We start from the raw sequence: 23,740 nt of genomic DNA on the forward strand, positions 1-23,740 counted from the left end.
CCTCATGAGTTTTTGTCGCGCAGGTTGTAGATGGCCGACGGGATACCTGCAAGATCAACTTCTAGGCAAGTGGACCCGTTTTTCGCTGGTCGTTGTGACGCTGCGCGATCCGTGATAGCCGGTCACACAATCATACGAATCCCGATGATGCGCTCGGTTGCGTTGCCATTGATTTCGGAGAATTTTCTGTAATTCAGGTGTTCGGGCGCAATCGGCACGCCAAGCGGCGATCGTTTTCAGCCCGCACACGCAAAGATGGAAGGACACAGGACGTTTTGCCATGCGCTGCCTGGTGATCAATCTCGACCGTTCCCCCGAGCGACTGACCCATATCGGAAGCCAGTTTTCCATTCTCGGCCTGAATTTCGAGCGCGTCGCAGCAGTCGACGGGCGAGAGCTCGATGATGCCGTGCTGGCAATGCAGCCGGCGTCGAAAGAATGGAAGAGGATGAACAAGGCGGAAATCGCCTGCTTCATGAGCCATCGAAAGTGCTGGGCGATCATCGCGGAAGGCAGCGATGCCTATGGCGCAGTGATCGAGGACGACGTCTTCTTTTCGCCGGGCGCCGCCCAGGCGCTCTCGTCGTCGGATTGGATCCCGGCCGAAGTGGGCTTGCTGAAGATCGAAACCTTCAGGCAGAAGGTCTTCCTCAGCCGTACCCGTGTGCTCGCCGATGCCGGGCGCTCGATCCACGGATTGAAAGGGTGCCACGTCGGCACGGGCGGCTATGTGATCTCGCAGGGCTATGCAAAGCGGCTGCTTGAGCTCTCCGAAGGCTCGTTCCCATGCCCTGTCGATCATTTCATGTTCGACGATGAGGTGCCGCGGCCGGACGACTGCCGCATTCATCAGCTCTATCCTGCCGTCTGCATCCAGGGCGTGCTGCTCGACAGCGCCGATCCCGCGCATGGAAGCACGATCCGCAAGGCCGGCGCAACGGTTCGCGTCAAGCCGAAGCTCAAGGCACACCAGAAGCTCTGGCGCGAGTGCATGCGGCTGTCGTTACAGGCAGCGGCGCTGCCGCCGTTCCTTCTGCGCAGCATCCGTTACCGCTGGACCAGCGTGCCGTTCGGCTAAGTCGGACGCTGTTCATCGTGGCAGCGTCGCCACGCATCTGCGACTTCTCAGGCCGAAAGACGGGCAGGGCGATCTCACCCAAGTCCCGTCTTTTCGATGTCCTGCGATGTCACGAGTTCAGGATTTCGTGCATCGGACTGCCGGCCGGAACGCCACTTGGCTTCAGGCGGGAATTGCATAGGTGAAGAAAAGAGGAACGCCTGGTCGCCAGGTCAAGAACGGAAAGCCCGGGTTCGTACAGCAAGCCAGTGCATTCGAAATGCAGATTGTAAAAGGTATCGATGCTGGACACATGGTTCGTCAGGTCCAACTCGCGCACATAATGCGTCAAAAGTTGCGGGCCGATGACACCCCAAGCCTGATCTGCGACATGAACCGGAAAGCCGAGCTTTTTCCGCAGTGCCATCTTGTTTCTTTTGCGGCGGGGTAGCCACGGCGGAATGAAATGAAGGTCCTCAGACGCCTCTACGAGCTCTTGCAACAAACGGCTTTGCGAAGGAACCTTGAGAACGGCACTGCCGATCAGCTTGGAGCTTTCCCAGGCGAAAATGTAATCAGTTTCCTCAAAAGGCTTCAGGCAATACACATCGCAGTCGACATAGAGCCCCAGATTCTCGCGTTGAATGCGATAGCGATAGATATCCGAGGCAAGAGCCAACATGTTGGTTTTTCGGAAAACGTCGATCTCCTGCAAAGCCATCAGCTTGCTTGCATCGAATAACCTCACGCCTTCAGGCGCATCTTCCGGCATTGCAAACGAATGCAGCACCACGTCATAGCCATTACGCAAAAACGATCGCAAGCAGGCGGCATGAACAGGGCCAAGCTGCTTGCCGATCCAAACCGTGTTGACAATATTCGACATCAATCCCTCATTGCGGCGATCCGCTCTAACTAAACAAAAATTGTGGTTTGTAAACGACTTAGAGGGCTTCGACGGTGCTGCTATTCTCGCCCCTGCGCCTTCGTCCTTCCGATTGGCTGCTCTGCACCAGATAGCGAGCGATCGCGTCGGCGAGGATCCTTCCCGTTTCCCAGCGTGCCCGGTCCCGCCAGTCCCGTCTGCCACGTCTCCCACCCTGGACTGTTTGCCCTCTCGCATTCTGCGGATCCACGCAGTATATGATCCCTGCCCATGGGGGCGCTTTCGCCCGGCGATGCTGCCCACGGACTTACGACTAGCCCCTGACCATTTGCGAGATTGTAGCAATCGCCCCCGCGAAACGGTCTGAGAAGGGCTCAAACAAGAGCTGACAAGAGATGATGGAAACGGCGCAAACGGCTGAGAACGGGGAAAGGCGCAGGTACTTCAGGGGGCCCGTATTCGCCGTGGCGCCCATGATCGACTGGACGGACCGGCATTATCGCTTCTTCGCGCGGCAACTGTCGCAGCATGCGCTTCTCTATACCGAGATGATCGTCGCCGAAGCGATCCTGCGGGGTGACCGGCAGAGGCTGCTCGCCTTCGACGTCTGCGAACATCCGGTCGCGCTGCAGCTCGGCGGTAATGATCCGGCGAAGATGGCAGAGGCGGCACGGATCGCCGAAGGCTTCGGCTACGACGAGATCAACATGAATGTCGGCTGCCCGTCGGACCGGGTGCAGTCCGGCACCTTCGGCGCCTGCCTGATGCAGGAGCCGGAGACGGTGGCGGCCTGCGTTGCGGCGATGAAGGCGGCGGTGAATATCCCGGTTACGGTCAAATGCCGCATCGGTGTCGACGAACAGGATCCGGAAGTGGCGTTGCGCACGCTCGTGGCAAGGGTGGTGGATGCCGGCACGGACGCCGTCTGGGTGCATGCGCGCAAGGCCTGGCTGCAGGGACTGAGCCCGAGGGAAAACCGCGAGATCCCGCCGCTCGACTATGGCCTCGTGCATCGGCTGAAACAGGAAAATCCCAATCTTTTCATCGGCATCAATGGCGGGCTTCAGACGTTGAATCAGGCCCTTGAACAGCTTCAGCATCTGGATGGTGTGATGCTCGGCCGCGCCGCCTACCACGACAGCGCGATGCTGACGGCGGCCGATGGCCATTTCCCGCATCCGCTGACCGGCGCCAAGCCCGTCGTGGAAAACGGCGCCACCTTCTCCGAGCGCGGCCATCGTCTCGATCTCGATTTCTGGGCTGAAGTCCGCGACGCAATGGCGGACCACGCCGCCGCGCATATCGAGAGTGGCGGGCGCCTGATCCATGTGACCCGTCATATGGTCGGCCTGTTCCAGGGCTGGCCGGGCGCGCGACGTTATCGCCAGATCCTGTCCTCCGATGCGACCCGCCAGGGCGCGGGGCCGGACGTGATCCACGCGGCCTTCGACGCGGTGTTCGAGGCGACGGCGGCCAAGCAGGCGGCGGAATAGGGCGTCGGTATAGATTGCGACAGGTAAGGCGCGAGGCTCCGCGCGACGTTCGGGGGGCGGTGTCGCAGACCTCTCCACGCGTCACCCTCGGGCTCGACCCGAGGATCCTTGAGGCTGGCAGCCCAGGAGCAGGCATGCTGCATCGAGGGAAACAGGTGGCGCGCGTGGTTTTGGAGGCTCCAGTCTAGCCCGAGCATGACGGGGGTTGGCTCCTGCACGTCTCGGCTTTCTCCGTCGGTTCTTCAACAACCTCAAACGAGAGATGCGGCGTGCCCGGTTCTGGATGCTCGGGTCCAGCCCGAGCATGACGGAGGACGTGGACGCGTTACGAACGATGTTATTCTTCTTCCCCCAAACGAAAACGGCGCCCCTTGCGGAGCGCCGTTTCCAAATGAATGTCCGACTGGACGATCCGGCTTAGGCAGCCTGGATGTTGACGGCCTTCGGGCCCTTGCCCATGCGATCCGGCTCGGTGTCGAAGGTGACCTGCTGGCCATCCTTGAGGGTCGCGAGGCCAGCGGCCTGAACGGCGGAGATGTGCACGAACACGTCCTTCGCGCCGCCATCCGGCGTGATGAAGCCGAAGCCCTTGTCCTGGTTGAAGAATTTTACGGTGCCCTTAGTGGCCATGGAAGAAGTCCTTTTCCTTCAGTCAATTTGCGTTGCCCGCGCCCCCTGGGGGATGTGGGCATCTCGTCTTCCGCTTGCAAGCGGAAAGGCGTCGAGTGGTCACGATATCGGGGAAAAGACGTCTACGGTGCCGCTGCCGGCGGTCCCAGCACAAGGCCGGGCGCAGTTGAAAGTCCAGTCTCCGGGATAGAAATCGCCCGAACGGCGCAAGAAGTGACAGGATTTGCAGAAAAAGGCAAGCGCCTTGTGCGCCGCGCCAAGGCGCGCGGCCTCTGTCTTTGCAAGGCTTTGACCGGTTCTCGACGCCCGGCCTGGCGGCGGGCAGAAAAATCGGGGACGGCCCGTTTCTCGACACAATTTCGTCCCGACCGCGACCGAACGTGCGCGCCGCCGGCGGCCGTTCGCACGTCGGGGTGGAAGGTTTTCGCTTCGCCTGGTCGCTGCCGAAGGCTTCTGGTTCCCCAGGGATAAAGCTTGCGCATATCAGGGATAACGCGCAGGTTTTACCGAAGGTTGGTTCCGTCTTCGGCCGCGATGGCTTAGCGATGCCCTGCCGGCCGCAATGCGGGACGGCGTGACGTGCCTGCAGAATGCGCCGACGGCCCTGGCCGCGGCGGGAGTGACATACGGAGAGGGACAGCGTGATCGACCCTTACGAACTGCTTGGACTGGAACGCGATGCCGACAATCAGGCAATCCGTAGCGCCTATCGCAAGGCGGCGAAATTGGCGCATCCGGATTCCGGCGGCGATCCCGAACAGTTTGCGCGGCTGCAGGTGGCCTACGAGCTGCTCAAGGATCCTGTGCGCCGCAAGGTGTATGACGATACCGGCTACGATCCGCAGCTTGCCGATCCGCGCGACCTCAAGGGCCTGATGATGCTGGAAACGCTGGTCAACGAGTTCATTCTCGACGAGCGCGAGCCGGGCAGCTTCGATCCGGTGGCCGCCATGCGGCGCAAGCTCTCCGACGACATCGTCAAGAGCCGCTTCCATATCCTCGAGCTCGAGCGTCACCGCGCCCGCGTGCGCAAGCACCTCGACCGCCTCGGCCGCCGGCCGGAGACCGACGTGCTCGGCTCGATGCTGCGGGCCCGCTCGCGCTCGATCGCCGAGGCGATCAAGAGCACCGACGAGCAGATCAAGACGATCGAGCAGGCGTATGAGATGCTGGAAGGCTATTCCTACGAGCTGGAGGCGCTGGAGGTGAAGGCGCACGCGGCAGAGTAGGGCCTGCCTGCCTTCCGTACGCTCGACGCGACGAAGGCAACGGTCGCTCCCAAAGCGCGGCGGCAGCGCCGCGTGTCTCCCGGTCCTGCACCGCCTTCGTGCAGCCACGTGAGCGCAGCAATGCGGGGAAAGGCGTAGCCCTCCCTGCAGGTAGAATGTCGTGATCAACGCTGCGGCGGCCAGTTTGCCGTCGACCACCCCTGAGGGCGCGGCTGCTGATCGCCGCGCCCTTCCGCTTTCGCTTTACGCCGGCCGTTTCATAAACAGCGACAGCGACGCGAAATCGTCGTGCAGGTGGCCGGCCTCGATCGCGCGGCGGAAGACCGTCTGGTAGCCGTCGGTGATCGTCCGGTCGATGCCGCGGGCTTTCATCAGCTCGACCAGATGGTGGAAGGCGCCGTAGTGCGGCGAGACGGTGGAGAGCGTTTCACCGTCGGCGGCATAGCGCCCGGCGGCGCTACGCTTGATCAGGTCGGACACCAGGCCGTCGATGACAGGCGCCGTCGCCGACCATTGCTTGCCAAGCGTTTCGAGATCGATCGCCTCGGCGCGAGAAACGGCGATCGCCTGCAGGCCGCCGAAGAGCGCGCCCCACATCAGCGCCAGCACGGCGCTGTCGAGCGCGTTGGCAAGGCCCGGATCCTCGCCGATGAACTGCACATTGCCGCCGAGCGCGCTGAGCACCGCGCGGCTTTCCTCGAAAACAGCGGACGGACCGGAGACGAGCAGCGTGCCCGCCTCGGTGCCGATGAAATCCGGCGTCGCCAGGATGGCGCCGTCGAGATGGCGGATGCCGTGCCGCGTGGCCCAGGCCTGCACTTCGCGCGCGCCGTCCGGCGTGCCGGAGGTCAGCTCGATGATCAGCTTGCCCTTGAGGGTGCCAGTAACGTCAGGGGCGCGCAGCAGGCTTTGCGTCGCCTGGTAGTCGCTGACATTGACGATGACGATGTCGGACGCTGCGACGGCGTTGCGTACACTGGCCGCCACCTCGGCTCCGGCCGCGGCGAGCGGCGCCGCCTTTGCCGGCGTACGGTTCCACACGGTCGTCGGGTGTCCGGCCTTGAGCAGTGCATGCGCCAGTGCCGACCCCATCCGCCCCATTCCCAAAACGCTGATTGCAGGTTGCATATCCAGTCTCCATATCCATGGTGCGGGATCGTCGCTCGCAACGCGCATCCCGCTTCGATTGTTCGAGGCGACGCGTTTGTCGTCGCGGCTGAGACGTAATGTGGGACAATCGGGTCGCAATACGCACCCGCGGGTAAGTGGTTACCCCGGCGTAAGGGAGGATGACGTGACGGATGCCATGGAAAACTGCGGTTTCATGACCGCGCTGCGGGCGATCGAGGGCAAGTGGAAGGTCGATATCCTCTGCGAACTCGGCAAGGCCGCGCGCCGCTTCGGCCGCCTGCGCCAGGCGATGCCCGCCATCAGCGAAAAGATGCTGGTGCAGCAGCTGCGCGAACTGGAAGCCGATGGCCTCGTCAGCCGCACCACCTATCCGGAAACGCCGCCAAAGGTGGTCTATTCGCTGACGAAACGCGGTGCCGCGCTGAACGCGGCGGCCGATGCGCTCTGCAAGTGGGGCGAGGAGTTTGGCGACGACGTGGGGCAGGCCGAGGCGAGGGCGGTTGCGGCGGGCTGACCGCTGCGACGTCAGCGCGGCCGTGGGCTGGCTCACTTTCGAGCGGCGCTGGAGCCACGATGCCGGCCGCCGCAGCCCTCGATCTGTTGCCCGGGCCGTTCGCCTCGATCTGGCGGCTGCAGCCCTATGTAACTCCATCCTGCTTGTCACAGGGACTCAGTAGCCATGCGGCCGCACGACGGAAAACTGCGCCGGCACACTGGGGCTCACAATTTTGGCAGCGGGCCCTTCGCGCCGCAGGCGCGGCGCTGCTGGATTCCCGTGACAAGCACAGGAATGAGGGCGGTCGGGTAATCCCGGCACGTCTTCGGCAACGGTGGTGACGCTGTGACCCGCCTCCATCAGAGCGCCGCGATCCGGTCACCGTGGTCACGCCCATGCGGCCACGATCTCTGCGGCTGCATCCCCCTCTCCACCCTCATCTCTGGTGCCTGTCACAGAGATCCAGCCGCCGCGCGTCGGCGCGGCAGGAGATGCCGAGCCAACGCGCCCAGGCTCTTAGGTCTACCGACGCATCCCCTCGCGCCGCAGCTGCGGCGCGGCCGGATTCCGATGACGAGCACCGGGTGGAGGGCGGTGAGGCTTTGGTCGTCGCGGAGAACCGCTACTTCACCACGGCATGGCGCTTGCGGCCGAGGGAGAGGCGGATCGGACCCGAAACGATTGTCACCATCGTCTCGGCATCCTCCACGACCTCGCCATCGATGCGGACGCCGCGGCCGGCGATCGCCCGTCGCGCCTCGCTCTTCGACGAGGCCATACCGGCGCGGACGAGCAGGTCGGTGAGTGCCACGCCATCGCCGCGTTCCTCTTCGCTGAGCGCGACCGCCGGTAGCCCCTCGGCCGCTTGCCCTTGCCCGAAGGCCTGCCGCGCGGTTTCCTGCGCCTGCCGTGCGGCGTCGGCCCCATGCACCAGCGCCGTCGCCTCGTTGGCAAGCCGCTCCTTCACCGCATTCAGTTCCGCACCCTCGGCGCGACCGAGCCTTTCGATCTCGTCGATCGGCAGTTCGGTGAACAGCTTGAGGAAGCGCACCACGTCGGCATCCTCGGCGTTGCGCCAGAACTGCCAGTAGTCGTAGGGCGACAGGCGGTCTTCGTTGACCCAGACCGCGCCGGCAGCCGTCTTGCCCATCTTGACGCCCGAGGCGGTGGTCAGCAGCGGCGTGGTCATGCCGAAGACCTCCGCGCCCTCGATCCGGCGCAAGAGATCGACACCGCCTACGATGTTGCCCCACTGGTCGCCGCCGCCGAGCTGTAGCCGGCAGCCGGTGCGGCGGAACAGTTCGAGGAAGTCGACCGCCTGCAGGATCATGTAGTTGAACTCGAGGAAGCTCAGGTTCTCCTGGTGCTCCAGCCGTGTTTTCACGCTGTCGAAGGAGAGCATGCGGTTGACGGAGAAGTGTTTGCCGACGTCCCGGAGCATGTCGATCCAGGCCATCCGGTCGAGCCAGTCGGCATTGTTGACCATGACAGCATCGCTCGGCCCGTCGCCGAAGGTCAGCAGCCGCTCGAAAACCTTGCGGATGCCGGCGACATTGGTAGCAATCTCGTCCTCCGACAGCATCGGCCGTGCTGCCGAACGAAAGCTCGGATCGCCGATTCGGGTGGTGCCGCCGCCGATCAGCACGATCGGCTTGTGACCGGCCTGCTGCAGCCGCCTGAGCGCCATGATCGGCATGAGATGCCCGACATGCAGACTGTCCGCCGTCGCATCGAAGCCGGCATAAACCGGCACGACCCCGGCCGCAAAGACGCTGTCTATGCCCGCAACGTCGGTCACCTGGTTGACATAACCGCGCTCGACCAGCGTCCGGGTGATCGCCGAACGCGGCTCAAAGGCATCGGTGGGGTTGTCTGGATGGGGCATTGGTAGTCTCCATGGCATTGCCGCCAGGGAGCACTGAACAAAACAAAGCCGCCTGACGGCGGCTTGTTTCAAGGCATGATCGAACCGCGCCGCTCCTTATGGAGACGTCGCATAATAGGTGACAGCGATGCGCGCGGTCTTGATCATCGTGCGGTTGTAGCGGGGAATGGGGGTGGCGGCAAGGGTGCGGGGTTGGCGAGACGCAGCGCAGTTAAGCACGAAAAGCAGTGCATCAGCGGACTCCTCGCGCGATCGTGTCTTCTTGAACATGTTGATCCACTGTCTAGCGTCACCCATATGGTCTATCGATCCACACAGAGCAGATGGCGCTCGCCCCCTAATTCAGAAGAAAACCCGCTGAAGACGAGCGCCTCGGCCCAAGCATAATTAAGAAGTCATCGCATCTCTAACTTCTGCGACAAAGCGTGTTGTTCTCAATCGATCGCGGTCAATCTCGCCAAGAGTTGCGAAACGTCTCGCAATGTCATTGCAGAGATTTATGCAAACTTCGTCGTTTCGCGAAATTACATCTATTATCTTCTCGCAGTCCTTCTCGACTTTGCGAGACGTGACATTCGAGGGGCTTCCTCCGCATATTCGGTACTTTATAGCCATCAGGGAGTACCACTTCAGGCGGTTAAGTGATTTGTCTATCCTTCCATTGCTGTGAAGCAATTTTAATCGATAGCTGCAAAAAGACGCGGTGTAGAATATTTCTTCCCTATTTTTTGGGTCGAACACCGTTCCGTGTAATTCCTCTACCAATTGATTTGGATATCTGCTTGCCACGTCGGGCTTGTCTAAGAACATTGCACCGGTGCATCTCGCAATTTCTTTCAGGTCAAATATTCGGATGCTCGGTATTCCATCGCGCCCGTACTGATTCGGCCTTCGCTCGAAATACAGCCGATGTTCCTCGTCCCCACCGCGCGCAATAAAATAGCGCTCTGCCGACTTAACACTATCCAACGTCGCGAGAAACTGGTGATCCTCGATCTTGTTTTGTCGATTTGTTGATCTAACAATGTCGTCGACAATATCCTGATCATCAGTTTCGATTATTTTTGCCATTATCGTCGTTTTATCAGTGATAATCGCGTTTTCCTCGAAAAGAACGTTCGAGGTTTGGCATCCGTTCACTATTTGGTAGTTTGAGATAAATATCTCATTGCTCTGTAAGCGAACGTCGGGAGAAATGATTGTTAGGCCGTTGTTCATTATGCCGAAGCGCTGGGTGCGATCTTCGTCCCGGAGAGTTCGACTAATTTCGCCGTTAATTTCGCTTGTATCAAAAGGGATGAAATCGCGGACGTTCTCCTCGAAAATGGATCTTCGCAGGCTTCCGTTTTCGTCAGTTAGGACCTTCTTGGTAAACTCCTTCGCCGATACCGTTACGACGTAACTCTCTTCAATCCCTGTACTTTTGGGAAACGATGCGGATCCAATGATTTCAAACGTTGTCTCGTATGCGCCCTGTGACTTAATCCACATGGTTAGCAATTTTTCTCTATCGACTAAATTGACGTCCGACGCGAAAAATAAACCAGTTTCATCAATTCTATTTTTGAAGGTTCTTTGTGCCGCCAATATTTCTTTGGCATTTGTTTCATTTTGCAGTGTTTATAAAGTAACAAGAAATTCTCGGTCGACCGTTTTTTATTTTTCCAACATTATTTATGATGGTCTCAAAAATATCTCTTCTCTCTAAAAGAACTTCATTATATTTATGCTCTGGTTTATCCGATATAAAATCAAGAACCGCGCTTTCGTATGTGTTTATTTCTGATTTGTCCCATGATTCCGATGTTTTGCTCTGAATGAAGACACATGTGATATCATGGTTGTTTTTCTTTTTTTCGAATAGGGACTTGATTTCGTCAGCCGACGTAACGATCGATTCATCGCACACAAAAAAGGCGGAATCTATTCCTGGCTCGTCGCCATCGTATATCAATGAATCTGGATTTATGGTGTCAAAGGTGAAGTGCTTTCCGATGCAATAAGCAGAGAACGCTTCAAAATTCTTAGATTCATCATGCGTTAAATTGTGATCCTTAACGAAATTGTCAAAGTGGCTTTTTATTACTCTGTGCATTGTCAGGCCCCCGAAAAAACAATGCACGTTTAAATTGATTCCCATGGGGTGACAACGCGTGTTGCAAATTCGCGCATGTTAGGCAAACGTTAAGTCATCTTGCGGGTTATCTCTCCGTGCTACCGGCCGCTTGCCATCGTGCGGGCCTCAGCGGTGACACGATGTGTTCGATCTCACCGCTCCGTCTTCTCCTTTACCACCCCGTTCTGGCGTTTCATGTCCGCCGCGCCCTCCTAGGAACCGATACCCGGTTCTGTTGGGGTGAGGATCGGCTTTCCTGCACGTGGCTTATACGCCTTTCGGTACGGCTGACGGTCATTTCGTCCAGCGTATTCCGGCGACAGCGAGTGGTCCGCTCCGACGGGAGTGACAACGTCGCGCCCCATGTCGTCGAGGTCGGGTTTCTGGCAGTCGCTCTCGGATGATCTCCCCCCTTGTGGGGGAGATGCCCCGATAGGGGCAGAGGGGGGTATCTTGGCGGAGGAGGAGAGGTTACCCCCCTCTGTCCTGCCGGACATCTCCCCCACAAGGGGGGAGATTGCGCTGGGCTCGGCCTTGCCGGACCACGTGACTTTCTCTGATTGGCGAGGCCCGCTCTAGATTGGCTACCGCCCAGGCCGCCCCGTCTTGCCTTTCGTCCGGCCCTTCTGCCGCTTCTGATCCGCCGGATCTTCATAGGACCCGACACCCGGTTTCGCCCGAGTGAGGATCGGCTTCTCCGGCACGTGACCGATGACCGGCTTTTCCGTCCGGCCGACGGTCATTTCGTCGAGGGTGTTCCGGCGGAACAGCGAGCGGTCCGCGCCGGCCAGCGTGGCGACGTCGCGGCCCATTTCGTCGAGGTCGGGTTTCTGGAAATAGCTGTCGGAGGAGGAGGGACTACCCCCCTCTGTCCTGCCGGACATCTCCCCCACAGGGGGGGAGATTGCGCTGGGCTCGCCCTTGCCGGAGCGCTTGCCGCCCTGGGTGCCGCGTCCACCCTCCTGCGACCTTGCCTCTTCCCTTGCCATCGGGTCGTCCATCGCAGCCAGTTCGGCGGCCTTGAGGCGTTTGATCTCGTCGCGCAGGCGGGCGGCCTTTTCGAAGTCGAGGTCGGCGGCGGCGTCGCGCATCTGTTTTTCCAGCGCGTTAAGGTGCGCCTGCAGGTTGTTGCCGACGAGGTGGCCGCCGTCGGCGAAACCCTTGCCGGCGACGCCGGAGATGTCGGCGCGGACGTGGTCCTTCTCGTAGACCGAGTCGAGGATGTCGGAGATCTTCGCCTTTACCGATTCCGGCGTGATGCCGTTGGCCTCGTTATAGGCCATCTGCTTTTCGCGGCGGCGGCTGGTTTCGTCCATGGCGCGCTGCATCGAGCCGGTGATCTGGTCGGCGTAGAGGATGACCTTGCCGTCGACGTTACGGGCGGCGCGGCCGATGGTCTGGACCAGCGAGGTCTCGGAACGCAGGAACCCTTCCTTGTCGGCGTCGAGAATGGCGACGAAGCCGCATTCGGGAATGTCGAGACCTTCGCGCAGCAGGTTGATGCCGACGAGCACGTCGAAAGCACCGAGACGCAGGTCGCGGATGATCTCGATGCGCTCCAGCGTGTCGATGTCGGAGTGCATGTAGCGCACGCGAATGCCCTGTTCGTGCAGGTATTCGGTGAGGTCCTCGGCCATGCGCTTGGTGAGCACCGTGACGAGCGTGCGGTAGCCGGCCTCGGCCGTCTCGCGGATTTCGCCGAGCACGTCGTCGACCTGGGTTTTCGCCGAGCGCACTTCCACCGGCGGGTCGATCAGGCCGGTCGGGCGGATGACCTGTTCGGCAAAGACGCCGCCGGACTGTTCCAGTTCCCACGAGCCGGGCGTCGCCGAAACGGCGATCGTGTCGGGGCGCATCGCGTCCCATTCCTCGAAGCGCAGCGGGCGGTTGTCCATGCAGGAGGGCAGGCGGAAGCCGTATTCGGCCAGCGTCGCCTTGCGGCGGAAGTCGCCGCGATACATGCCGCCGATCTGACTGACGGAGACGTGGCTCTCGTCGATGAACAGCAGCGCGTTGTCGGGGATATATTCGAACAGCGTCGGCGGCGGCTCGCCGGGATTGCGGCCGGTGAGGTAGCGCGAATAGTTCTCGATGCCAGCGCAGGAGCCGGTCGCCTCCAGCATCTCGATGTCGTAGCGGGTGCGCTGCTCCAGCCGCTGGGCTTCGAGCAGGCGGCCGCCCTTTTCCAGTTCGGCCAGGCGGTGCACCAGCTCTTCCTTGATCGCCTTGATGGCGCCGTTCAGCGTCGGGCGCGGCGTCACATAGTGCGAGTTCGCGTAGATCTTCACCGACTTCAGGTCGCCGGTCTTCTGGCCGGTCAGCGGATCGAACTCGGTGATGGCGTCGATCTCGTCGCCGAACATGGAGATGCGCCAGGCAGCGTCCTCCAAGTGGGCCGGGAAGATCTCGATCGTGTCGCCGCGCACCCGGAACGAGCCGCGCTGGAAATCCATGTCGCGACGCTTGTACTGCTGCGCCACCAGGTCGGCGAGAAGCTGCCGCTGGTCGAGCCGGTCGCCGACATTCATCTGGAAGGTCATGGCGGTATAGGTCTCGACCGAGCCGATACCGTAGATGCAGGAGACCGAGGCGACGATGATGCAGTCATCGCGCTCCAGCAGCGAGCGGGTGGCCGAGTGGCGCATGCGGTCGATCTGTTCGTTGATCGAGGATTCCTTCTCGATGAAGGTATCCGAGCGCGGCACATAGGCTTCCGGCTGGTAATAGTCGTAGTAGGAGACGAAGTACTCGACGGCGTTATCCGGGAAGAAGTTCTTGAACTCGGAATAGAGCTGGGCGGCGAGCGTCTTGTTCGGCGCCAGGATGACCGCGGGGCGCTGCGTCGCCTCGATCACCTTGGCCATGGTGAAGGTCTTGCCCGAGCCGGTGACGCCGAGCAGCACCTGGCTGCGCTCGCCGGAGGAGAGGCCCTCGACCAGATCGGCGATCGCCGTCGGCTGGTCGCCGGCCGGCTGGTAGTCCGAGGCCATGCGGATTTCGACGCCGCCTTCGGATTTCGGCGGCCGGGCCGGGCGGTGCGGGGTCCAGAGCTTGCCGTCCTTGAAAAGCGGATTGCCGCTCTCGATCAGTGCCGAAAGCGCCTCAACGGTGGCGGTGACGCCCGAGGTGGAGGTCAGCTTGGCGGCGTCTTCCAGCGACACGTCGAGGCCGGCCACCGGATTGAGGCCGGCGGCGGCGCGGGTCTTCGGGTCGGTCGAGCCGCCCATCGACGTGCCGCGCGCCGATTTGCTGCCGACGATCTCGACCTTGCCCTTCTTGCCCGCCTTTTTCGGCGCCGCGTCTTCATCCGTGCCGGCCGCCTTGCGCGCCGCCTTGGAGGCGGCGATCTCCACTTTCTTGCGGTGTTTACCGGCCTTCGAGGCGATCTCGCGCTGGCTTTCGAAGGCGGAGGCTTCCGCGTCGGCCTCGAGCTGCTTCACCCAGTCGGAGACGTTGCCACTGAGCGGCGCGCCGGAAAACGGCGCCTGCGGCGCTTCTTCGAAACCGGACGGGGTGGAGGGCTTCGGCGGGGCATTCTTCGGAGCTTTGGTCATGGCGGGGAATATGGAGAGAGTCCGGGCGAAAGTGAAGGGGCGAACGAGTACAAATAGGCAACATTTCGCTGCCTCGGCAAGCCCTGGCTTTTTGGGTCGTCGCATCACGAAACGTGCCCGTTCAACCGTGACGGGCCGGAAACGCGTCGCGGCGTAACCCTTACGGTTGCGCGCCTGACGCAGCGTTACCCCGATTGGGCGAGAAGACAGCCAAGCCTGGCGCGTGATACCAATAGTTCTTTGGAGGGTGCCATGTTCTGCTTGCGTGGTGCCGCACTTGGGCTTTGCGCCGTGGTCCTTGGTCCGATGTCCCTGTTTGCCGCCGAACCGGTCGGCAAGGCAGTGGAGATCCGGACAGCGGTCAACGGTGCCCGGGGTGCGATTGCGGTCCGAGACCCTGTCTACAAGAACGAACGGATATCGACATCGAAGTCCGGGCTCGGGCAGTTCGTCTTCGAGGACGGCACCAAGCTTGCGGTCGGCTGGGGCTCCTCCGTCGTCATCGACAAGTTCGTCTACGACGACAAGAAGTCGGTGAAGAAACTCACCATCCTGGCCGCCAAGGGCACGTTCCGCTGGATCAGCGGCAAGTCCGGCCATTCCGCCTATGAAATCGTCACGCCGGCCGGCACCATCGGGGTGCGCGGCACCGCCTTCGACTTCTTCGTCGGCCCGGATGGCACCACTGCGGTGGTGCTGCTCAGCGGCGCGGCGGATTTCTGCGGCCCTGGCGGTTGCCGGCAGCTGACGCAGCGCTGCGACTGCATCGTCGCCAAGCCCGGCCGCCGGGCCACCGAACCGAAGCGGGTCAGCCGCACGACGTTGAAATCCCTGGGCAATGCCCAGGCGCTGCCGTTCCTGTCCGGCGGACAACGCCTGTCCGGAGCGATCGGCTGGGTGGGCGGCGGTTGCGGGCTGCGCGCGGCGCAGTTCGAGGGCACCACCCGCACGGTACCCGAACGACCGGCTCCCGTCGAAGAGAAGCCGCGCGAGGAGAAGCCGCCGCCCAAAGAGGATCCGGGACCGCGGCCCGAGACCCCCGGCGATCCAGGGCCGCGGCCGGAGAACCCCGGCGATCCCGGTCCACGCAACGACAACCCGGGTGACCCGGGACCGCAGAACGGCGGTGGCGGAGACCAGCCGAACGGGGATCAGGGGACGCAGCAGGATCAGGCCCCCAGCCAGGATTGATGGATGTGGCGGCAAAGGTTTTGCCGCCGACCTTTCCGGATCGAAGCCAGATCCGCGCCACCGGCCGATGGTCTACGGCCGGTTTCGTTGCATGAAAATATCCTTGAATCATGAGGCTGCGGCGATTTCCGCATGTATCGTATGAGGCGCCGCAGGTGGTCTCGACAGCCGCCGGAAAACTCATTCGGCCGGGCGCCTGGCGGTCTCTTCCGTCGCCTGGGCAAAGTGCTCGGCGCGCCGGCCGATCCGGGCGTAGAAGCCTGTCAGCGCCGGCGTCAGCGCCGCCGCCTTCAGCTTGGCGGCATTGATGATGCTGCGGCTGGTCTGGGTGCGGGTGCGCAGCGCTTCGACGAGCCGATCGTGCAGGCCGCGCAGGTCCTGGAAGGCGGGCGTGGCGGCGAGGGTTTCGTCGCCGGCGACGGCGTAGACGCGGGTTCGGGTCGTCTTGCCCTTCAGGCTGAGCGCCCCGGCATCGAGCATCGCATGGTCCGGCAGCGCCTGGGCGGTCGCCTCGGAGACGAGGATGTCGATGTTGACGTCCTTGCAGGCGGCTTCGATGCGCGCGGCAATGTTGACGGTGTCGCCGACGGCGGAATAGTTGAAGCGCGTCTCGGCGCCCATGTTGCCGACGCAGGCAAGCCCGGTATGGATGCCGATGCCGATGCGCACTTCCTGATCGGCGCCGAAGCCGAAGGCATTGTCGGCGTTGAGCCGCGCCAGCGTCTCGCGCATGCCGAGCGCCGCGCGCACCGCCATTTGCGGATGGTTGGCGACGTCGACCGGCGCGTTCCAGAAGGCCATGATCGAATCGCCGATGAACTTGTCGAGCGTGCCCTCGTTGGCCAGCACATGCCGGCTCAGCGCGTCGAGCAGCGTGTTGAGAAAGGCGACCACCTCGGTCGGCGTCATGCGCTCGCTCATCTCGGTGAAGCTGCGCACGTCGACGAACATCACCGTCAGCTCGCGATCGTCGCCGCCGAGGCTGAGTGCATTGCGCGTATGCTCGATGCGATAGAGCAGTGACGGCGAGAGATAGCGGCCGAAGGCCTGCCGCACCTCGCGCCGTTCGCGATCGGTCACCAGGAAGCGATAGGCGGTGGCCGCGAAATGGGTGATCGAGGCGGCAAGAATCGGGGCCAGCGGATCGAAGAGCCGTCCGCCATAATAGAAGGCGATCCAGGAGGCGACGAGCGCGAGCGCGGTGACGGCAAGGCCGCAGACGAGCGCGACGACCGGGCTGACAAAGGTGGTGAGCAGCACCAGCAGCGTTCCGGCCAGCGCGATCGACAGGATTTCGAGCCCATTCGCCCAGTCCGGGCGCGAGAGATAGCGGCCCGACAGGATCTGCTCGACGATCTGCGCGTGGATCGAAACACCAGGCACGTTCTGGCCGAGCGCGGTGGTGCGCACGTCCTGCAGTCCGGCCGCCGAGGTGCCGATGAAGACGATGCTGCCTTCGATGCCGGCGCGGATATCCGGCGAAGGCTCGCCATCGGCGAGAATGCGGCGCGCGGAGATGTAGCGTTCCGTCGTGTCCGGCGTGACATAGAGCCAGACCTCGCCACTCGACATTAGCGGCACGACGAAGTCGCCGATCTTGACGGCCGTCAGCGTGTTGGCGACGTCGGGTGCGGCGGCCAGCACATAGGTCGAAGCGCCCTGGGCCACCCGCAGGGCCTCCATGGCCAGGCTCGGATAGAACTGCTGGCCGTCGCTCAGGAACAGCGGGGCGGTGCGCACCACCGCCGAGGACGAGCCGGGATTGAGGCTGATATGACCGAGGCCGGCGGCATTGGCTTCGAGCTGCGGCCTGAGCGGCGTCGCGGCCCGCAGGCGCGGCGGCGCTTCGTTGGCGCTTTCGCCGGTCAGGGCAAAGCCGGCCTTGACCGGCGGCAGGTAGCTGCCCTCGTTGGTCAGGCCGAAGCCGAGCACGACGGGCTTGTCGCGGATCGCTTCGGAGAAGATCTCGTCATTGTCCGGCAGGGCGGCAAGGAAGGACGGATCGACGCCGCCGACATCGCGCACCACCGTGCGCGGCGACAGGCGGTCCGGTTCGGCAAAGAGCACGTCGAAGGCGATCGCGGCGGCTCCCATCTCGCCCAACCGGTTCGTCAGCTTCGCCAGCCGGTCGCGTGGCCAGGGCCATTGCCCGAGTTCGCGCAGCGACGCCTCGTCGATATCGACGATCTTGACCGGCATGGCCTCGAAGCGCCGCGGCGCGATGCGCTGGTACTCGTCGAAGGTGACGTCGCGCGCCTGGCGCAGCAACTGCGGATCCTGGGTGCGCAGGATGGTGAAGAAGGCCACCACCGTCATGCCGATCAGAACGCCGAACAGTTGCGATCGTGTCATGGCGGCCTACGGAACGATGGGCAGGCCCGCCTTGACGAGCCCTTCGTTGAAATGCGCGTGGTCGGCGGGGTCGACATAGGCGGTGAAGAAGCGCCAATAGCGCGGCACGTCGCGCGGCGCATTGGCGATCGCCTCCGGAAACAGCTTGCGCGCCTCGTCGATGCGGCCGAGCTGGCCGAGACAGGTGATGAGCATGACGAGGTTGAAATAGGTGCGGCGCAGAAGCAGCGCCCGCTCGGCATGGCGCAAGGCCTCCTCATAGCCGCCGAGATGGTAGTGGGCGAGCGCGATACGGTTGAGGAAGAGGTAGGTCAGCGGATCGTGCGGGCTCAGCCTCAGCGCCTTGTGCAACGGGTCCAGCGCCTCGGCAAAACGGCCGATATAGATGCGCGCCCAGCCGAGCGCCATGTGGGCGAGCGCGAAGTTCGAGTTGATGTCGATCGCCTGCTGCGCTTCCTCTACCGCAGCGTGCGGCCTCTGGGCGGCGAAGTTGGCGAGACACATGACATAGTGACAGTAGGGATCGTGATCGTCGATCACGACGGCGTGGGCGGCTTCCGCCTGCAGTTCGGCGCTGTCTCGGTCGATGTCCTTGCTGAAGCCGAAGAAACAGCGGGCAAAGAGCGAGCGGGCGAGCATCATGTGTGCGCGGCCGAATTCGGGGTCGAGGGCGATCGCGCGCCGCTGCCATTCGATCGCCTCGTCGAAATGCGCGGCGGAATCCTGCGCGTTGTGCAGGAGCGTGCCGCGCATGTGGCATTCATAGGCGTCGAGATTGTCGGTGCCACGCAGAAGCGCGCGGCGGTTTTCGCCGATCAGGATTTCCGGCTCGATCGCCGCGACCACATGCTGGGTGATCTCGTCCTGAATGGCGAAGAGGTCGGCGAACTCACGCTCGTAGCGCTGCGCCCAGAGGTGGTTGCCGGTCTCCGCCTCGATCAACTGGCCGGTGACGCGCACGCGGGAGCCGGAGCGGCGCACGCTGCCCTCGACGATGTAGCGCACGCCCAGGTCCCGGCCGATCTGTTTGACGTCGACGGCGCGGCCCTTGTAGGCAAAGGAGGAATTACGGGCGATGACGAAGAACCAGCGGTAGAGCGACAGCGCGGTGATGATGTCCTCGGTCAGCCCGTCGGCGAAGAAGTCCTGTTCGGGGTCGCCGGACATGTTGACGAAGGGCAGAACGGCGATCGACGGCTTGTCGGGCAGGGAAAGCGGCATGCCGGGCAGGTCGCCGCCCGCCGGGTCCTCGCGCCAGTCGACGCGGTGCACCAGGACCGGACGCGGTATGTTCTTCAGCGCGCGCTCGCCGAGGCGCTGCATCGGAAACTCGAGCTTGCCTTCGATCTGGTCATGCAGCGCGCCGGAGATGCAGATGTCGTTCGGCTGCGCCACCTGCTGGAGCCGGGCGGCGACGTTGACGCCGTCGCCAAGCAGATTGCCGCCGTCGACGACGACATCGCCGAGATTGAGACCGATGCGGAACTCCATGCGCCGCTCCGGCTGAAGGTCGGCATTGCGGCGCTGCAGCGTTCGCTGGATCGCGACCGCCGCCCGCACGGCCTGCACGGCGCTCTGGAATTCCGCGACCAGGCTGTCGCCGGCCGCACCGAAGACGCGGCCCCCGTGCTCCGCAGCCAGGCCGGAAATCGTCTCGCAGTAGGTGGCCAGGGTCGCAAGCGTGCCTTCCTCGTCGGTCGCGACAAGGCGACTGTAACCAGCGACATCGGCAGCAAGGATCACGGCGAGCTTCCGTTCCAAGGCGGCGGGCCCTCCTGCGGCATCTGGTCAGAAGGAAATTAAGCGTAACTTAAATTAGAAAAGCCGAGAAGCGTAAATCGCCCGGATTTGCCTTTCATTCGAGCGCGGCGTGGCGGTAAACGGCTGCATGGCGATCGATGGCCATGGACCGAGCGAGGCGAGGGGGTCGACGCAGCGTCGCCCTTGGCTAGGATGTCGCCGTCATGCCCCTGATTCGACCTGCACGCGAAAGCGACCTTTCTCTTCTGCCCGACATCGAACGCTCTTCGGGCGAGGTGTTCCGCACGATCCCCGATCTTGCTTGGATTGCCGACGACGATGTGCAATCGGAGGAGGCACATCGGGAATTCCTGCAAAAGGGGCTGTCGGCCGTCGTGGTCGATGCGTCCAACCGGCCGATCGGTTTCCTGTGCGCGGCAGTTACCGACGATGCCCTGCATATCTGGCAGCTGGCGGTACTGTCCGAGCATCAGGGGCAGGGATTAGGGCGCAGCCTGATGCTGTCCGCGATCGCGCATGCGCGCGCGACGTCGCTCTCGTCGCTGACGCTCACGACGTTCCGCGATCTCTCGTGGAACGAGCTGTTCTACCGCAAGCTCGGCTTCGTGACGCTCGACGCGGGCGACCTCGATCCGCGTCTCGCGCAAATCCTCGCAAACGAGGCGGCGCATGGGTTGCCGGCGGCCCGGCGTTGCGCCATGCGGTTGTCGCTCTCTTAAGGACGCGCATCGCCGATCCGGAAAGCCGGTGCTGAAAAGAGCTCGTTCGGGCGCGGTTTAGGGCCGCGCTACCGCCTGATGGCGACCACCTGGCCGCGTGCGAACTGCGAGACCCTGACGCCGCCGGACTGGTTGCCGCCGATCAGTTGGGCCGTCGATTTCGACAGCGTGGACAGGATGCCGACGTGATAGCCGCGGCCGGTGCGCACGACGACGACGTCGCCGGGACGGGCGTAGCCGAGCTTCACGGGCGCGCCGAAACGCAGCCAGGAACGGGCGATGCCGAAGCTCTGCGGCGGGCTGCGCCCGGCCTTGCGGGCAACCATGCCCATGAAATGGCCGCACCAGGGGGTGCGGGCCGGATTGATGCCGAGCGCTGCGCGAAGGGTCTTGTTGTTCTTGACCTCGTGCAGGCCCTTGTATTGCTGCGCCTGGGCAAGCATGCCCGCGCTGGCGAATTCCGGTGTTAGAAGCGCGACATAGGCAGCCGCAAGAAACGCCAGGACCTTCATGGTCACGTCTCCTTGACAAGTTGCTTGGTGCGAACGGTTGGGGCGGCCTGGCAATCGCCGGCATGGCACCCGGTTGCTCAACGGTTTCTCACATTTGGGAAACTTCGGCAGACATGCGCGTGCCCAGCGTTTCATACGCAGCATCGGCCTGTCGGCGAACCGCGCCGAGGCGCGGAGCCAACTTCACGGCAACTGCCGTTTCGAAGTGTGGTATTCCCCTGCCTGCCCCGTCGGGCAGTCGAGCCGACATTGCTCAGGGGCCGGTGCAAAATTGTGGCAAAACCCGTAAAAAACTAGGGCAAGCATTGCTATTCTACGGAAATACTGATCGTTCTCAGTCGATTCGCCGCTCGATCCGCTAGAAAAATAGTGGTCACGCGCGCTCCGGTAGCGGCGCGCGGGTCGAAAGGAGGGCGGCACTTGCGCGCGGACAGGGTGCCGGCGCATCGTCTCAGCGTGATTCGCGCGCCGAGGTTTTTCATGTCGTTCACCCTTGCACCGGCCTATCTCTGGCCCGTTCTTCTGCTCCTGATCTCCAACGTGTTCATGACCTTCGCCTGGTACGGGCACCTGAAGTACACGTCGTCGCCGCTCTACATGGCGATCGTCGCGAGCTGGGGCATCGCCTTCTTCGAGTATTGCCTGGCGGTGCCGGCAAACCGTATCGGCCATCAGGTCTATTCCGCCGCGCAATTGAAGACGATGCAGGAAGTAATCACGCTGCTGGTCTTTGCTGCCTTCTCGGTCTTCTGGCTGAAGGAGCCGATCGGCTGGAACCATCTGGTCGGCTTCGCGCTGATCGCCGCGGGTGCTTCCTTCATCTTCAAGGGCTGAGGCCGACAATCTTTTTGTGGTGACCAAAGAAAAAGGCAGGGCCGCCGCCCTGCCTTTTGCATGCGTGTCGTTTCTGCGCGAAAGGCTAGACCACCGCTGCGACCGCCGCGACGGCCGGCGCCAGATGTGGCCAGACTTCCAGCGCGCCGCGGTAGATCATGTCGAGCGAGACATAGAGGATGATCGCGAGACCGATATAGGCGATCCAGTGATAGCGGTTGAGCAACCGGGCGATGTAGCCGGCGGCGATGCCCATCATGGCGATCGAGAGCGCAAGGCCGATCACCAGGATCGTCGGATGTTCGCGGGCAGCACCTGCAACGGCGAGAACGTTGTCGAGCGACATCGAAATGTCGGCGATGACGATCTGGATGGCCGCCTGCATGAACGTCTTCTGCGGCGCATTGCTGGCAGCGCCGCTCTCGCCTGCCGCGTGCGCCGCCTGCTGTTCGCGAATTTCGCGCCACATCTTCCAGCAGACCCAGAGCAGCAGAATGCCGCCGGCAAGCAGCAGGCCGATGATCTCCAGCAACTGGACGGTGACGCTTGCCAGCGCGATGCGCAGCACGGTCGCTGCGATGATGCCGACCAGAATGACCTTCTTGCGCTGGTCCGTCGGCAGTCCGGCCGCAGCAAGACCGATGACGACGGCATTGTCGCCGGCGAGAACGAGGTCGATGACGATGACTTGCAGAAGCGCAGCCAGACCGGCAGCGGTAAAGATTTCCATGATGCGACAGTCCCCCGACGTGCATATGCGAGATACAGATATGACTAACGGATAAAGCACTGCATGGCCGCTGGATCAAGACCGCCGGACGGAAATCCTCAACGACGGCTTCGCGATGGCGTCTCAATCCAGCAGGTCGAAGGCGCGGTACATCCAGACGAGCTGGTAGCCGACGGCCGCGACGACGAAGCCCGCATGAAAGCGTCGGTTCGAGGTCCAGGCGGCGGCAATGCAGAGGAGGATGTAGGCGGCGTTGCGCAGCGGATATTCAACGCCGTAGGAGGCGAAGTACGCCTTTCCCTTCAGCGCGGTGTCGACGAGGTCGACGGCAAAGGCCACAGCCAGCGCGCCGAAGAACCAGGCCCGGCGCGACATGAAATAGTGTTCGTAGTCGCTGTAATCGTCGAGCGTCGTTGGAAACAGCATGACGCAGAGGAAGAAGAAGACGCAGCAATAAAGAACGACGAACAGGTAGACGCTGACGTCGATCACGGCCAGCGAATGCAGGTGGAACTCCCACCACCAGAAATGCACGAGGAAGACGAACATGAAGAGGACCCAGCCGAGGTGGATCCAGTAGACACGCGTCTTGCCGGGATGCTGGACGAAGAGCGCAACGCCGCTCAAGAGCCGCGCCAGGCTGAGGCTGACGACCATGCCCATGACGACGCGGATATGCGAGAAGATCTCCGGGTCTGTATGGACAGGCTCCATCCGCGCGCTCCTATTCTTCCGCCGGCACCGGCTTCGGCTTGCCATTCTCGTCGAGCGCGACCATGACGAAGATGGCGTCCGTCACCTTTACCATGAGATGCGACAGGTAGCGCTGCGCCCAGGCCTCGACCTTGAGCGTCATCGACGTGCGGCCAACCTTGACCACGTCCGTGTAGATGCAGAGCGTGTCGCCGATCTTGACGGGCAGCGCGAAGGCCATCTCCTTGACGGCCGCCGTCACGACGCGGCCGCGGGCGCGCTCTGCCGCGCGAATGCCGCAGGACAGGTCCATCTGCGCCATCACCCAGCCGCCGAAGATATCACCGGCGGCATTGGCGTCGCCCGGCATGGCGAGCGTGCGCAAGGTGAGTTCGCCGGTCGGTCTCGTCTGTTCGGTCATTCCGCCTGTCTCCCTGTTGGAGAAAAGATGTAACCCGAGCGCACTTCTAG

The 23,740-nt window shown here is 62.7% G+C and carries 20 protein-coding genes; 7 read left to right on the forward strand and 13 right to left on the reverse strand.

All coding sequences use genetic code 11. The features are described from left to right. Window positions 1-280 precede the first annotated feature (280 nt). On the forward strand, window positions 281-1,078 hold the full coding sequence (locus tag XB14_RS07445; RefSeq protein WP_077960997.1) for a glycosyltransferase family 25 protein: 798 nt from the start codon (window positions 281-283) through the stop codon (window positions 1,076-1,078). A 109-nt stretch (window positions 1,079-1,187) separates the two neighbouring features. Here the strand turns inward: XB14_RS07445 and XB14_RS07450 are convergent, their stop codons facing one another. Beyond that, window positions 1,188-1,943, reverse strand: a complete 756-nt coding sequence (locus tag XB14_RS07450) for a hypothetical protein (RefSeq protein ID WP_077960998.1) — start codon at window positions 1,941-1,943, stop codon at window positions 1,188-1,190. 395 nt (window positions 1,944-2,338) lie between these two features. Between XB14_RS07450 and dusA the strand changes: the two genes are divergently transcribed. Continuing rightward, a complete protein-coding gene (gene dusA / locus XB14_RS07455; protein WP_077960999.1) occupies window positions 2,339-3,436 on the forward strand; it encodes a tRNA dihydrouridine(20/20a) synthase DusA in 1,098 nt (365 codons plus the stop codon). 417 nt (window positions 3,437-3,853) lie between these two features. Here dusA and XB14_RS07460 read toward each other — a convergent pair whose 3' ends face one another. Further along, window positions 3,854-4,066: a cold-shock protein gene (locus XB14_RS07460; RefSeq protein WP_065774817.1), complete on the reverse strand. Its 213-nt coding sequence runs from the start codon at window positions 4,064-4,066 to the stop codon at window positions 3,854-3,856. A 641-nt stretch (window positions 4,067-4,707) separates the two neighbouring features. Between XB14_RS07460 and XB14_RS07465 the strand changes: the two genes are divergently transcribed. Continuing rightward, the gene (locus tag XB14_RS07465; RefSeq protein WP_077961000.1) at window positions 4,708-5,295 is read left to right on the forward strand and encodes a J domain-containing protein; all 588 of its coding nucleotides are present in this window, start codon (window positions 4,708-4,710) and stop codon (window positions 5,293-5,295) included. 243 nt (window positions 5,296-5,538) lie between these two features. Here the strand turns inward: XB14_RS07465 and XB14_RS07470 are convergent, their stop codons facing one another. Next, window positions 5,539-6,423, reverse strand: a complete 885-nt coding sequence (locus tag XB14_RS07470; protein WP_077961001.1) for an NAD(P)-dependent oxidoreductase — start codon at window positions 6,421-6,423, stop codon at window positions 5,539-5,541. Between the two features lie 166 nt (window positions 6,424-6,589). Between XB14_RS07470 and XB14_RS07475 the strand changes: the two genes are divergently transcribed. Then, window positions 6,590-6,940 carry a winged helix-turn-helix transcriptional regulator gene (locus XB14_RS07475; RefSeq protein ID WP_234804001.1) on the forward strand — a complete coding sequence of 117 codons (351 nt, stop codon included), beginning with the start codon at window positions 6,590-6,592 and terminating at the stop codon, window positions 6,938-6,940. Window positions 6,941-7,544: 604 nt separating this feature from the next. Here the strand turns inward: XB14_RS07475 and tyrS are convergent. The 4 genes from tyrS to uvrB form a co-directional block, all read right to left on the reverse strand. Further along, window positions 7,545-8,807 (reverse strand): tyrosine--tRNA ligase, encoded by a 1,263-nt coding sequence (tyrS, locus tag XB14_RS07480; protein WP_077961002.1) that lies wholly within the window; start codon window positions 8,805-8,807, stop codon window positions 7,545-7,547. Between the two features lie 96 nt (window positions 8,808-8,903). After that, window positions 8,904-9,104: a hypothetical protein gene (locus tag XB14_RS07485; protein ID WP_077961003.1), complete on the reverse strand. Its 201-nt coding sequence runs from the start codon at window positions 9,102-9,104 to the stop codon at window positions 8,904-8,906. A 90-nt stretch (window positions 9,105-9,194) separates the two neighbouring features. Further along, window positions 9,195-10,298 (reverse strand): AIPR family protein, encoded by a 1,104-nt coding sequence (locus XB14_RS07490; RefSeq protein WP_077961004.1) that lies wholly within the window; start codon window positions 10,296-10,298, stop codon window positions 9,195-9,197. Window positions 10,299-11,507: 1,209 nt separating this feature from the next. Then, the gene (gene uvrB / locus XB14_RS07495) at window positions 11,508-14,477 is read right to left on the reverse strand and encodes an excinuclease ABC subunit UvrB (protein ID WP_077961005.1); all 2,970 of its coding nucleotides are present in this window, start codon (window positions 14,475-14,477) and stop codon (window positions 11,508-11,510) included. Window positions 14,478-14,729: 252 nt separating this feature from the next. Between uvrB and XB14_RS07500 the strand changes: the two genes are divergently transcribed. Beyond that, window positions 14,730-15,668: a FecR domain-containing protein gene (locus tag XB14_RS07500; protein ID WP_077961006.1), complete on the forward strand. Its 939-nt coding sequence runs from the start codon at window positions 14,730-14,732 to the stop codon at window positions 15,666-15,668. Between the two features lie 180 nt (window positions 15,669-15,848). Here XB14_RS07500 and XB14_RS07505 read toward each other — a convergent pair whose 3' ends face one another. Then, the gene (locus XB14_RS07505) at window positions 15,849-18,020 is read right to left on the reverse strand and encodes a CHASE2 domain-containing protein (protein ID WP_077961007.1); all 2,172 of its coding nucleotides are present in this window, start codon (window positions 18,018-18,020) and stop codon (window positions 15,849-15,851) included. Window positions 18,021-18,026: 6 nt separating this feature from the next. Next, window positions 18,027-19,781, reverse strand: a complete 1,755-nt coding sequence (locus XB14_RS07510; RefSeq protein ID WP_077961008.1) for an adenylate/guanylate cyclase domain-containing protein — start codon at window positions 19,779-19,781, stop codon at window positions 18,027-18,029. A 203-nt stretch (window positions 19,782-19,984) separates the two neighbouring features. On the opposite strand from XB14_RS07510, the gene XB14_RS07515 reads away from it, so the two are divergent. Continuing rightward, on the forward strand, window positions 19,985-20,500 hold the full coding sequence (locus tag XB14_RS07515; protein WP_077961009.1) for a GNAT family N-acetyltransferase: 516 nt from the start codon (window positions 19,985-19,987) through the stop codon (window positions 20,498-20,500). 68 nt (window positions 20,501-20,568) lie between these two features. On the opposite strand, the gene XB14_RS07520 is transcribed toward XB14_RS07515, so the two are convergent. Beyond that, window positions 20,569-21,012, reverse strand: coding sequence for a TIGR02594 family protein (locus XB14_RS07520; protein ID WP_077961010.1), 444 nt, complete (start codon window positions 21,010-21,012; stop codon window positions 20,569-20,571). A gap of 480 nt (window positions 21,013-21,492) precedes the next feature. Between XB14_RS07520 and XB14_RS07525 the strand changes: the two genes are divergently transcribed. Continuing rightward, window positions 21,493-21,846, forward strand: a complete 354-nt coding sequence (locus XB14_RS07525) for a DMT family protein (protein WP_077961917.1) — start codon at window positions 21,493-21,495, stop codon at window positions 21,844-21,846. An 85-nt stretch (window positions 21,847-21,931) separates the two neighbouring features. On the opposite strand, the gene XB14_RS07530 is transcribed toward XB14_RS07525, so the two are convergent. From XB14_RS07530 to XB14_RS07540, 3 genes are all read right to left on the reverse strand, one after another. Further along, window positions 21,932-22,576 carry a TerC family protein gene (locus tag XB14_RS07530; protein ID WP_077961011.1) on the reverse strand — a complete coding sequence of 215 codons (645 nt, stop codon included), beginning with the start codon at window positions 22,574-22,576 and terminating at the stop codon, window positions 21,932-21,934. 123 nt (window positions 22,577-22,699) lie between these two features. Beyond that, complete coding sequence (locus XB14_RS07535; RefSeq protein WP_077961012.1) at window positions 22,700-23,290, reverse strand: hypothetical protein; 591 nt, start codon at window positions 23,288-23,290, stop codon at window positions 22,700-22,702. Window positions 23,291-23,300: 10 nt separating this feature from the next. Beyond that, window positions 23,301-23,690 carry an acyl-CoA thioesterase gene (locus XB14_RS07540; RefSeq protein WP_077961013.1) on the reverse strand — a complete coding sequence of 130 codons (390 nt, stop codon included), beginning with the start codon at window positions 23,688-23,690 and terminating at the stop codon, window positions 23,301-23,303. Between the last annotated feature and the right edge of the window lie 50 nt (window positions 23,691-23,740).

The sequence above is a fragment of the Ensifer adhaerens genome (assembly GCF_002007205.1).
GTDB classification, from domain to species: Bacteria; Pseudomonadota; Alphaproteobacteria; order Rhizobiales; family Rhizobiaceae; genus Ensifer; species Ensifer adhaerens_D.

Bases quoted from the DNA above. Each gene is read 5' to 3' on its own strand.
- dusA (WP_077960999.1), top strand. From the start codon at position 2,339: ATGATGGAAACGGCGCAAACGGCTGAGAACGGGGAAAGGCGCAGGTAC.
- uvrB (WP_077961005.1), bottom strand. From the start codon at position 14,477: ATGACCAAAGCTCCGAAGAATGCCCCGCCGAAGCCCTCCACCCCGTCC.
- XB14_RS07535 (WP_077961012.1), bottom strand. From the start codon at position 23,290: ATGGAGCCTGTCCATACAGACCCGGAGATCTTCTCGCATATCCGCGTC.
- XB14_RS07460 (WP_065774817.1), bottom strand. From the start codon at position 4,066: ATGGCCACTAAGGGCACCGTAAAATTCTTCAACCAGGACAAGGGCTTC.
- XB14_RS07540 (WP_077961013.1), bottom strand. From the start codon at position 23,690: ATGACCGAACAGACGAGACCGACCGGCGAACTCACCTTGCGCACGCTC.
- XB14_RS07485 (WP_077961003.1), bottom strand. From the start codon at position 9,104: ATGGGTGACGCTAGACAGTGGATCAACATGTTCAAGAAGACACGATCG.
- XB14_RS07450 (WP_077960998.1), bottom strand. From the start codon at position 1,943: ATGTCGAATATTGTCAACACGGTTTGGATCGGCAAGCAGCTTGGCCCT.
- XB14_RS07445 (WP_077960997.1), top strand. From the start codon at position 281: ATGCGCTGCCTGGTGATCAATCTCGACCGTTCCCCCGAGCGACTGACC.
- XB14_RS07470 (WP_077961001.1), bottom strand. From the start codon at position 6,423: ATGCAACCTGCAATCAGCGTTTTGGGAATGGGGCGGATGGGGTCGGCA.
- XB14_RS07530 (WP_077961011.1), bottom strand. From the start codon at position 22,576: ATGGAAATCTTTACCGCTGCCGGTCTGGCTGCGCTTCTGCAAGTCATC.
- XB14_RS07525 (WP_077961917.1), top strand. From the start codon at position 21,493: ATGTCGTTCACCCTTGCACCGGCCTATCTCTGGCCCGTTCTTCTGCTC.
- XB14_RS07505 (WP_077961007.1), bottom strand. From the start codon at position 18,020: ATGACACGATCGCAACTGTTCGGCGTTCTGATCGGCATGACGGTGGTG.
- XB14_RS07490 (WP_077961004.1), bottom strand. From the start codon at position 10,298: ATGTGGATTAAGTCACAGGGCGCATACGAGACAACGTTTGAAATCATT.
- XB14_RS07520 (WP_077961010.1), bottom strand. From the start codon at position 21,012: ATGAAGGTCCTGGCGTTTCTTGCGGCTGCCTATGTCGCGCTTCTAACA.
- tyrS (WP_077961002.1), bottom strand. From the start codon at position 8,807: ATGCCCCATCCAGACAACCCCACCGATGCCTTTGAGCCGCGTTCGGCG.
- XB14_RS07500 (WP_077961006.1), top strand. From the start codon at position 14,730: ATGTTCTGCTTGCGTGGTGCCGCACTTGGGCTTTGCGCCGTGGTCCTT.
- XB14_RS07515 (WP_077961009.1), top strand. From the start codon at position 19,985: ATGCCCCTGATTCGACCTGCACGCGAAAGCGACCTTTCTCTTCTGCCC.